The organism is Mucilaginibacter dorajii, from assembly GCF_024808255.1.
GTDB classification, from domain to species: domain Bacteria; phylum Bacteroidota; class Bacteroidia; order Sphingobacteriales; family Sphingobacteriaceae; genus Mucilaginibacter; species Mucilaginibacter dorajii.
Genome location: NZ_JANTYS010000030.1, coordinates 66,511 through 77,778, shown reverse-complemented (window position 1 = coordinate 77,778; position 11,268 = coordinate 66,511). Strand labels below are relative to the sequence as shown.

The 11,268-nt window shown below is 43.5% G+C and carries 8 protein-coding genes; 4 read left to right on the top strand and 4 right to left on the bottom strand.

The features are described 5' to 3' along the window. Nucleotides 1–202: 202 nt before the first annotated feature. The 3 genes from FHS10_RS26380 to FHS10_RS26370 form a co-directional block, all read right to left on the bottom strand. Nucleotides 203–1,357, bottom strand: a complete 1,155-nt coding sequence (locus FHS10_RS26380) for a PepSY-associated TM helix domain-containing protein (protein ID WP_259096943.1) — start codon at nucleotides 1,355–1,357, stop codon at nucleotides 203–205. 1 nt (nucleotide 1,358) lies between these two features. Further along, nucleotides 1,359–3,776, bottom strand: a complete 2,418-nt coding sequence (locus FHS10_RS26375; RefSeq protein ID WP_259096941.1) for a TonB-dependent receptor — start codon at nucleotides 3,774–3,776, stop codon at nucleotides 1,359–1,361. Nucleotides 3,777–4,288: 512 nt separating this feature from the next. After that, nucleotides 4,289–6,472, bottom strand: coding sequence for a S9 family peptidase (locus tag FHS10_RS26370; protein ID WP_259096939.1), 2,184 nt, complete (start codon nucleotides 6,470–6,472; stop codon nucleotides 4,289–4,291). A gap of 106 nt (nucleotides 6,473–6,578) precedes the next feature. Here FHS10_RS26370 and FHS10_RS26365 point away from each other — a divergent pair, with 106 nt between their 5' ends. After that, nucleotides 6,579–8,108: a serine hydrolase gene (locus FHS10_RS26365; RefSeq protein WP_259096938.1), complete on the top strand. Its 1,530-nt coding sequence runs from the start codon at nucleotides 6,579–6,581 to the stop codon at nucleotides 8,106–8,108. Nucleotides 8,109–8,208: 100 nt separating this feature from the next. Here FHS10_RS26365 and FHS10_RS26360 read toward each other — a convergent pair whose 3' ends face one another. Continuing rightward, nucleotides 8,209–8,490, bottom strand: a complete 282-nt coding sequence (locus FHS10_RS26360) for a hypothetical protein (protein WP_259096936.1) — start codon at nucleotides 8,488–8,490, stop codon at nucleotides 8,209–8,211. Between the two features lie 211 nt (nucleotides 8,491–8,701). On the opposite strand from FHS10_RS26360, the gene FHS10_RS26355 reads away from it, so the two are divergent. The 3 genes from FHS10_RS26355 to FHS10_RS26350 all read left to right on the top strand — a co-directional run bounded on the left by FHS10_RS26355 (nucleotide 8,702) and on the right by FHS10_RS26350 (nucleotide 11,268). Then, nucleotides 8,702–8,995: a nucleotidyltransferase family protein gene (locus FHS10_RS26355; RefSeq protein WP_259096934.1), complete on the top strand. Its 294-nt coding sequence runs from the start codon at nucleotides 8,702–8,704 to the stop codon at nucleotides 8,993–8,995. A 135-nt stretch (nucleotides 8,996–9,130) separates the two neighbouring features. Continuing rightward, nucleotides 9,131–9,331, top strand: coding sequence for a HepT-like ribonuclease domain-containing protein (locus tag FHS10_RS29325; protein WP_374759839.1), 201 nt, complete (start codon nucleotides 9,131–9,133; stop codon nucleotides 9,329–9,331). A 62-nt stretch (nucleotides 9,332–9,393) separates the two neighbouring features. Next, the gene (locus FHS10_RS26350; RefSeq protein ID WP_259096932.1) at nucleotides 9,394–11,268 is read left to right on the top strand and encodes a M61 family metallopeptidase; all 1,875 of its coding nucleotides are present in this window, start codon (nucleotides 9,394–9,396) and stop codon (nucleotides 11,266–11,268) included.

The window sequence follows — 11,268 nt, the reverse complement described above, 5'->3', positions numbered from 1 at the left end:
GCTACACTGCCATAAGTTGCTTTTATAAAGCAAAACTCATAACTATTCGTGTCATTTGCAATGCGATTATTTGTGCGCAAATAAAACTTACTCAGAATGACAGGGTGGGAAGGGCAGTTTTTACGTCATTTTTCCCTTCAAAGTCTCCGGATTTAAAAACTCACAACGCCATGGCTTTTACTCTATTAAACAGCCCTAACACCTACGCACCCCGCTGCTTCACCACTCTCCTATGCACCACACTCTTCACCTTTTTGCCTTTTTTGCGTTTACCCAGCCAGATGATAAACCCGGTAATGGGGAGCGATGCGCTGATCAGGCTAACTAAAAACGCGATGATCTTACCCGTTAGGCCAAGTACCTGGCCTACGTGCAAATCATAATTCATATCGTTCATTTTCATGCCCGGGCTTTTTTGGGTATGCGGGCTTTGCTTGAGTAATTTGCCGGTGTACTTTTCAAAAAAGTAACCATCGCTTTCATAAAAACGCAGGCTTTTGGCGTAGGCCGTTATACCAATGGTGCCCGCGGCCGAGGCATCGTCAAAAATCAGGAACATTTGTGCCTGCGGCGACAGGGTTTGCGCCGTGGCAAAGGCCCTATCAATAGTAAACCGACTATCAACCTTAGTTTTTAAAAGCGAATCGGACTTGGGGAATACTTTTTCTGAAGGATAAGCCTTACCCAGGTTGGCGGTTGAGTAAATACCTTCCCTAACCACATCAAAAACCATAGATAAGCCGGTTAGCGCCAGGATAATGGCAACACTGGTAGCGTAAAAGCCCAAAACGTTATGCAAATCGTAATTCACCCTGCGCCAGCGGCCGTTCCATTTAATGGTGAAGCTGCGTTTGCGGTCGGTTTTGCGTTTAGGCCACCACAGGATGATGCCGGTTATCATCAGCACAATAAAAATGATCACCGAGATACCCACCACCAGGCTGCCAATTTTGGGTGGCAGCAGCAGGTACAGGTGAATATATTCAACTATGATGAAAAAGTTTTTAGCCGGGTTTTCTTCATGGGTTACCTTACCTGTGTACGGGTTCATATACACGTATAACATGCCCTGCTCTTTGGGTAAATTTACCAGTAAACCGGCAGGTCTGTCTTTCCCATAATAATATAAATAGCTTGCAGTGGCACCGGTACGGCCTTTCAGTCCTTCGGCTTTTAATGTTGATGGCGGCAGGTAGGGTTTATGCACCGCCTCTACGTGGCGATAGCTGTACATGGCATCCTGGATCTCGTCCTGGAAACAAAACAAACAGCCGGTGATGCTTACAATAACCACCACAAGCCCGGCAATAAAGCCGAGCCAGCGGTGGATAAATAACATGACTTTCTTAAATGTCATATCAGAATTTATAGGTAAATGTAAGGGCGTAGTTTCTCAATTTCTGTGGGTTAACCGTGGTATAACCTATCCAGTATTTTTCGTTGGTAAGGTTGTCCATTTTAAAACCGAACCTGTAGTTTTTGATATCGTAAAATACAGACGAGTTAAAAACCGTGTAAGCAGGTAATTTAAATACTCCCTGGCTTACGCTGTTGATAATGGTATTATCGCTGGCATAGTTGCCGCCAAAACCCAAGCCCAAACCTTTAACAGCTCCTTTTTGTAAACGGTAGCTTACCCAAAAGTTGGCAAGGTAAGGTGATGATGCTGTACCCGGGCGACGGTTGGCTACATCGGCATTAGTAGTAGCATCATATTTCGAATAGTTATAAGAGAGACCTACTACCGCGTTTAAACCGGCAATTGGGTTAGCAATAACTTCGGCCTCGATGCCTTTGCTTAACTGGGTACCATCCTGCAGCACACGGTTAGGAACCGATGACGGGCGGGTGATATCTTTAACCTTAATATCGTAATAGCTTACTGTACTGCTTAATTTACCATCAAACAAATCAAGCTTTACACCACCTTCAATCTGGTTGGCGTGCTCGGGTTTCAGTGGTTTATTATCTTCGGTAATACCTGTTTGATTACGGAAGCTGTTCTGGTAGTTGGCAAATAATGATAAATGGTCTTTTATAGGCTGATAAACCAAACCAAATTTTGGCGAGAAAGCAGTTTGCTGGTAACCGCCAGATACGGTTTTGGTAGTTGGGTCAACATTACCAATGTTAACAAAACGATCAACACGAACACCTGCCGATACGATCAGCTGATCGGTGATATTAAACACATCTGATACGTAGGCGCTATAGGTGTTCCTGATATACATGTACGGGTAAGTAAAGCCATAGGTGCCGGTTGCATAAATGGCATCCATGGCGGCCTTATTAAAGTTGGTGTAATCCTGGTTACCATGTAAGGATACAGCATCAAGTGTGCTGCCAAAAAAGTACTGTTTCGAGTTATCCCTAAAGAAATCTAAACCTCCAACAAACCTGTTCCGGAATTTGCCGATCTTGAAATCGCCGTTAAAGTTCTGCTGAATCTCGATCATATCATCCGTACTGTTTTTGGTCGATTGATCATTACGGGAGATAGAATCATGCGGCATCAGGTAAAAATACGGCCCAAAACCATCAGAGTAGCTGTGTGTAGCGGCGATGTTGGTACGTGAGGTCCATGATTTAGCGATCTTGTATTTTACCTCGCCAAAAAAGTTGGCGTTTCTTGAAGTTTGGGTCAGGTCATCACCCGCGTAGCTCTGTTTGTAATCAAGCGGTAACTGATCGGCACTGCTATAGCCCAGTTGCGCGATGGTTACACCGTAAGGGAAAAAGAAGATTGATTTACCAATGTTTTTACCGTATGATAGCTCTGCATCAAAGGAAATGCTTAGCCTGTCGTTTACGTTGTATAATAAGCTTGGCGCGATAAATACGTTGCGGGAAAAGCCGGTAGTTTGGAAACTGCCTTCATGATTATAAGCGGTATTTAAACGAAAAAGTACTTTTTTCTGCGGATCAAGCGGGGTATTGATATCGGCGCTCACCCGTTCAAAATCAAAGTTACCTACCGATGTAGAAACCTCGCCGCCAAATGAGTCGAAAGGTTTTTTGGTTACCCTGTTAATTAAACCACCGTAAGATGTTAAGCTGCTGCCAAACAAAGTGGCCGATGGGCCTTTAATAATTTCGATGCTTTGAATGTTAGCGGCATCAATGGTATTGGTGATGTTACCGGCCAGGCCATTACGTAAACCGCTTTGCACAATAAAACCACGGCTGTTGTAGTAAGAGCCACCATCGCCACCCCTGCCGGTTGCTTCCCACATTTTTTGGATTCCCGACGCGTTCCGGATGGCGTCATCAACAGAAAAGATCTGCTGCTCTTGCATTAGCTGGCTGCTTATGGTATTATAAACCGAAGCATTTTCAAGATTACTCAATGGCATCTTGCCAACATCAACACTTTTCCTGCTTTTAAACTTGTTGGTTTTGTTGGCATTGATGTTAATTTCCTGCAAGCCATGGGTAACATCTGATACGGTAACCCCGGGAACGGTTACAGTTTGGCCGGAAACAACATCAACGCTGCTTTCCTGGCCTTTGCTGCCAACCTGCGAAATTACCAGGGTGTACTTGCCTTGCGGGGCGCGAAATTCAAAGTCGCCATCTTCATTGGTAACTGTGCCGTACTTAGTACCTTTTAACATGACCGAAACGTTATCGGCAGGTTGGCCGTTGGTGGTTGAAACGTGTCCCTTAATGGTTCCGCGGTTTTGCTGCGCAAGTGCGGTAAGTGAACTAAAGAGCAATATGATTGATAAGAAAAAGAGAGAAAATAGTTTGTGAACCGAGAGTTGGGGTTGTATCATTTTATTTAGACTAATTATAAATAATGACCAAAAGTACTCCATTGTGGCAAATCATCCAAATTTATTTAGAAAGATTATAAATAGCATAAGGCTTGCGCATTTAAACCCAGGCTTTTACGGCGATGTTTTTTCGTGTTATTTGTAAACAGTCGAGAGAAATTTGGGGGCGTTACACGTTTAAACCAATAGCGATAGGATATAAATAATAGCGAAATTTAGAAGCATTTTCCCAGTTATTCGCCGGGTATCCTTACCATATGCATGGTGCATTATTTTGTCAGTAAAGAGGGATAATTCAGGATTAATTACGATAAATATGAGGTAAAGCGCTGATAGTTAGGAGTTAAAGTGTTCCATATTGTCGCTTTTTTAAAAATCATCAACTATTTGATAATGAGTAACAAAGGTGTTCCAGGCGTTCCAAGTGTTCCACACGTTCTGGTGGAACACCTGCAACAAAAAGCCCCGGTTAATTAGGATTAACCAGGGCTTGAACAAGTTATAAAGTGTGCTTATCTGCCCCCCGGAGGGCAGTGCTCTTTTAAATATTGAGTAAACAAAGTATGCAGGTGCAATGATGTACCCGGCCCTTCAAAAATACCATGCGTACGGTTAGGGTATGACATCAGCTGAAACTGGCGGTTATATTTAACCAGTTCATCAATCAGCTCTTCGGCATTTTTGTAGTGTACATTATCATCACCTGTTCCGTGAATATATAACAGGTTACCCCTCAGATTTTTAGCATAGGTAATGGGCGAGCCTTTGATAAACGGCGCGCGGCCTGCATCATCAACCGGTACGCCCATGTAACGTTCCTGGTAAATGTTATCATAGGTAAGCTGATCGCCAACTGCCGCTACCGCGATGCCTGTTTTATAAACATCTGGGTATTGGAACATCAGGTTTAAGGTTGTTGAGCCACCACCGCTCCAGCCATGTACCGCTATGCGGGTTGAATCAACAAAAGGCCATTTGATGATCTCTTTGGCGGCCATAGCCTGGTCGCGCACGTTAACAATACCTATGTTTTTGTAAATAGCCTTACGCCATTTAGTCCCTTTTGGCGCCGGTGCCCCACGGCCTTCAACCGACATATAGATGTAACCGTCATCGGCCATGCTACCAACATACAAACCATTACGACCTGCACCCCAGGTATCCGTAACCGTTTGCCCGGCAGGTTCGCTGTATACCGTAAATAAAACAGGATATTTTTTATTAGGATCAAAATTGGTTGGCTTCATCATCCAGCCATCCATTTCAATGCCATCGGCAGTTTTTACTTTAAAAAATTCAGGTTTGTTTTTAGCGTCTTTATTCAATACAATCACTTTACCGCCAATGTGCTTATGCTCTGGCAGGGTAACCACCTCTGTAACCGGTGGGGTGTAGCTGTTGTTGAAATTGTGCAAAGCAACCTTGCCATTAGGCGATATATCATAGCCATGTGTGCCGGGTTGGTCGGCAGGTGATACACGCTCGGCCTTGCCGCCTGCAAGTTTTATTTTGTATAAATACTTCTGGGTAGCATTATCGGGCGATGCTGTAAAGTAAATGTAACCGCCAGCCTCGTCAATTAAACTCAGGTTAATAATATCGTAATCACCCTTGGTGATCAGGGTTTCTTTACCCTCGCGGCTTATTTTATAAATGTGTTTCCAGCCATCTTTTTCGCTAACCCATAAAAAATCTTTGCCTTTGTTAATCCACTCCCAGCCAATTGGGTCGCCGTTGTTCCAGCGCTCTTTACCATCCAGCCAGGTATCGCTTTTTTCTTCGTGAATTACATGGGCGGTACCGTTTGATATATTGCCTACAAAAATGCGGCTCTCGGTTTGGGCGCGATTTTCCTGTTCAAGAATGATCTCGTTAGGGTTTAAGGTCCATTCCATTCGTGGGATGTAATGCTGGATGGGGTCACCAGGCAGGTCTATCCATTTGGTAGCAGCTGAGTTAACGTCAACAATACCTATTTTGGCCGAGCTTGGGTTTTCGCCAGCTACCGGGTATTCTACCGGCACCACAAACGGATAGATAGAGTCGGTAGTGTTCAGCATGTAGTAGCTTTTTATTTTGGTAGCGTCAATTTGCCAGTAAGCAATATTGCGGCTATCCGGCGACCAGCGGAACCCATCCCGGCATCCAAACTCTTCCTCGTAAGCCCAATCAAAAGTACCGTTGATCAACCTCGTGCTACCATCGGTAGTTAGTTGTTTAACAGCACCGTTAGCTAAATCCTCTACATAAATATTATGCCCACTTACATAAGCCGCCTTGCTGCCATCTGGCGATAGTTTGGCAAACATCAATGAGGACCCGGGCAGGTTTTTACCTATTTGCCAAAGCTTTTGGGTACCGGTATCAAACACCCAATAATCGCCGCGGGTATCATAACGCCATACCTTTTTGGTGTTGGTGTTAATCAATACTTTTTTGCCATCGTCAGATATCGTAAATCTTTTTACACCTATAGGTTTGCCACCTTTTGGGGTAAGCATTGCAGTACTTATCCATACTGTTTTTTTGCTGGTATCGCGGGTGTCATAAACGGTAATTTCGCCGCCGGTTGTTTTATAATACTGATAGCCATCGTTTGCCCAATGCGTGGGCGCGCGTTGTGCCTTTACTTCGTTATTGCCCAAAATGAACAAAACAATTGCAAGGAATAATGAACCCGTGCGGTTAAATTTCATATAATTATACTTTGAATTAAAATTGCGGCATTATTTTACAAATAGGTAATGCCGCCGTAAATTTTGCGTTAATTTAGTACTTTACCAAAGTATAAGACCTCCTGTAATGAAAAAAATACTTCTACCTATCATTCTCTGCATTTTATGTGTTACCGTTACCAAAGCCCAGCACGCCGACCGAAGCAAATTCGTAAAAGATAGCCTCGATTTGTATGTAAGTCGCGCGCTTACCAACTGGCGAATCCCCGGGGTAGCGGTATGCATTGTAAAAGATGGCAAGGTAGTATTAATGAAAGGTTACGGCATCAAAGAGCTTGGCTTACCCAACCTGGTTGATATCAATACCTTATTTATGATTGGCAGTAACACCAAAGCATTTACCGCTACCGCGCTGGCCATGTTACAGGTCAATGGCAAGCTTTCTTTAGATGATAAGGTAACCAAATATATTCCCGAATTTAAACTGGAAAATAAATTTGCGGGTGAGCAGGCCATTGTACGCGATTTACTTTGCCACCGTTTGGGTTTGCAAACTTTCCAGGGCGATTTTACTTTTTACAACACCAACCTTACCCGCGAGGAAGTGATCAACAAACTGGGGCAAATTAAAGCACCCTATCCTTTCCGTACCAAATGGGGGTATACCAATTCGGCATTTTTAACGGCCGGGCAAATTATACCCAAGGTAACCGGCAAACCCTGGGAGGTTTATTTAAAAGAAAGCATTTTTGCCCCATTAGGCATGGGTAACACACTGGCCTTAACTGCCGAAATGCCCAAAGCCTTAAACCGCACCGTTCCGCATACGCTTAACGATGGCAGGCTTACCGCCATCCCTTATTGCCAGATTGACGGACTTGCACCAGCCGGCGCCATCAGCTCATCGGTAAATGATATGAGTAAATGGGTATTGGCTTTATTAAATAATGGCAAAGTGGGCAACAGGCAGGTAATACCAGAAGCGGCCATACAAGCTACCCGTCAGCCACAGGATATTGTGGGCAACTTTCATCATCTTAATGGCGAAAACAGCTTTGAACTTTACGGCCTTGGCTGGTTTATACAGGATTATTCGGGCCATAGGCTGGTAATGCACGATGGGGGTGTTAACGGGTATTTATCGTCTGTTACGCTATCGCCACAAGACAACCTGGGTATTATCATTTTAACCAATACCGATCAAAACCTGTTTTATGAAGCCTTGCGTTGGGATATATTGGATGCCTACTTTGGCCAGGGATACCGAAACTATAGCGATGCTTACTTAACAGACTTTAAAGCCAAAGCGGCCAATGACCTTGCCCTGGATAAAAGATTACGCGACACCATATTGCTTAACCCAAAGCCGGCTTTACTGCCGGTAAGTTACATTGGCAAATACACCAATAGCCTTTACGGATCAATGACGGTTACGCAAGGCGAAAACAACGACCTGGAAATGCGTTTTGAGCATCACCCCAAAATGTTTGCTAAACTACAGCCACTGGGCGGTAACCGCTATTACGTAACCTTTTCCGATCCTACATTAGGAAAAGCGGTGTTTCCTTTTACCGTGCAAAACGGCAAGGTTACCAGCGTACGCGTTAAAGTAGCCGATTTTGTGGAACGTAATGCTTATGATTTTAAGAAGGAATAAAACAGTTTTGAGTGTTAAGTGATGAGTTTTGAGTTAAATGGCGGTGAGGAAGGAAAGCGTTAAAAACTCATTACTCAGAACCCATAACTCAAAACTACTATCAGAATTTCAAATTTGATTTTAGCCATTCCTGGATAGCTTCCTGGGTATATATTTCTTCGGGGAGTTTGTCGTGAATCAGTTTTTCCATTTTGTTGCCGGTATTGGCAAAACGGTAATCCCACATGATCATCAGTTTGTTAATGAGGTATACCATCTCGTTACCTTCGTCTTTCGCAAAAGGAGTAGCATCCGGTTTACCGCTCACCCGTGGATCATTTTGAGTATAGTTTGTCCACTTGTAATCGGTATAATGTAGGTTTCTTTTCGAAAAAAGGATCATGAGCTTGAGGAATTTCTTTAAAGGTACGGATAATTACCCCGGTATTTTGTGAACGACTATTTTAAATGGAGATTGATGTTAAATATTGGTTAACAAATTGGTGCGCTTTATGAGTGATAGCTCCACGGCTAAACCGTATTGACTAATGTCATTGAAATGGGTATACCCGCTATAGCGCGTTATGAAATGAGTTTATTATATTTGTAATGCTATGCAACTTTCCAGCGACGACATACAGTTATTGAAAGACTATTTTTCCGGTCAACCGGTAATTAAGGCGTATGTTTTTGGCTCCTATTCACGTAATGAAGCTGATAGTGAAAGTGATTTGGATATTCTTGTCGATTTAGATTATTCTAAACATATCGGCCTTGGATTTATTACCATGCAATCGGATATCCAACAAAAGCTTCATAAAAAAATTGACCTCGTTTCTTCAAAATCCGTCTCCCGGCATTTATCTTCATTTATAGAAAAAGGCAAAATCCTTATCTATGAAAGGTAAAATGGGTGATCGTCAAAGATTACTTCATATCCTGGAAGCCATTGACGAAATTAATAATTATACGTTAAGTACAGATCTAAAGTCCTTTCTTGAAAATTCAATGATGCGATTTGCCTGTGTAAAGCAAATTGAAATATTGGCGAAGCTGCTAACTATATTACTCCCGAAAATAAAGCGCTGTTTTCTGATATGGAATGGAAGCAGATCATTGGCATGAGGCATATTCTTGTTCATGAATATTTCGGTAGTGATTTTGACCTCATTTGGCAGGTTATCATCAAAGATCTTCCTATACTGAAAGAAAAGATTTTAATGATTTTAAAATCCCAAACGTAATGACATTGATATAATTCATTTCCGCTATTAATTGTATTTTCATGCCCGTTAATCAGGATTACATGAAAAAAAGATTTTTACTCGCGTTTGCTACCTTGTTTACCTCTGTAGCTATGGCACAACAGGATGCGCCTAAAGCCATTTACTACGCTATATCGTTCCCCAACGCGGCACATCACGAGGCCGAGGTTACCATAACCATACCCCAGGCACCTGCCGAGCCTTTGCTGCTGCGCATGAGCCGTTCATCGGCCGGGCGCTACGCTACGCATGAGTTTGGCAAAAACATTTACAACGTTGCCGCTACCGACGTAAACGGAAAACCACTTCAACTTACCCAAGTAGAAGGCGATGTATACAAAATTGAGGATCACCCAGCCACTGTTAAGGTAAGCTATACCCTGTTTGGCAATTACACCGATGGTACGTATACCAGCATCGACCTTAGCCATGCCCACCTTAATATGCCTGCTACATTTATGTGGGTTGCGGGCCTTGATAAACGAGCCTTGACTTTTCAGTTTAACGACCTGGAAAAATACGGCTGGCACGTTGCCACACAGCTTAAGCACGAAGATAAAAACGTATACAGTGCCCCAAACATGCAATACATGATGGATTGCCCTACCGAGCTTTCAGATTACAAAGTAACCAGCTGGGAAGCCGTTAATCCCGATAATAAAAAACTAAAGATCAGCCTTACCGTACACTCCGATGATAGCCAGGAAGTAATTGATAACTTTGGCAAAATGGTAGCCCGCATGACCCAGGAAGAAAAAGCCGTATTTGGCGAATACCCGGTTTATGATTATGGCGAATATACTTTCATCAGTGATATCAATCCCGCTGCGGCCGGCGACGGTATGGAACATCGTAACTCAACCTGTATCACTATACCGGCACCAAAAGTAGGCGGCCTTGAAAATCGTTTACTGGGTGTTTTCGCGCATGAGTATTTCCACAGCTGGAATGTTAAACGCATCCGCCCAAAATCATTGGAGCCCTTTAATTTTGAGCACGCCAACATGAGTAATGAGCTTTGGTTTGCCGAAGGTTTTACCCAATATTATGGCGAATTGCTGTTGGAGCGATCTAGCTTTGTGAAGTTAGACGATTATACCTGGACTATAGCAAGCCTGGTAAACCAGGTACTAAACACCCCGGGCGCGGCCAAATACCCCGCAACACAAATGAGTCGTTACGCGGTGTATGCCGATGCAGGTGTATCTATCGATCCGAATAATAACGCCAATGATTACACCAGTTATTATACCTACGGCGGCGCGATAGCCCTGGCGCTTGATTTACGTTTGCGCAGCGATTTTAATTTAACGCTTGACGATTATATGCACCAGGTTTGGATCAGTCGTGGTAAGGTAATGAAACCATATACCGTGCCCGATTTGCAAAGCGACCTTGCCAAGGTAACCGGCAACGCCAAATTTGCTGCCGAGTTTTTCAAAAAATACATTGCCGGTATCGACAAAAACAATTATGAAGAACTATTGGCAAAAGCTGGCCTGGTATTGCGCCGGGTTGACCCAGGTAAAGGATGGGCCGGCTCATTGGCTGCTACTGCTGCCCGTGGCCGTTCAGGACTTGCCCGCACCGCCAATGCCGAAGGCCTGCCAATTCAATCAAGCACTATTATGGGTACACCTGTATACAAAGCAGGTTTAGACGCTGGCGACGTAATCATGAAGGTAAACGGAGTTGCTATTAAAGATCAAAAAGGCTTTGACGATCAGCTTACCGATAAAAAGCCGGGCGATAAACTCAGCGTAAATTATAAGAACCGCACCGGCGATCATGAAACTACCATTACCTTAGAAGAAAACCCTAACTTTGAAGTTGTAACCTTTGAAAAAGCAGGTAAAACATTGAGTAAAGAGCAGGAGACTTTCCGCAACAACTGGTTACAGTCAAAAGTAAAATAA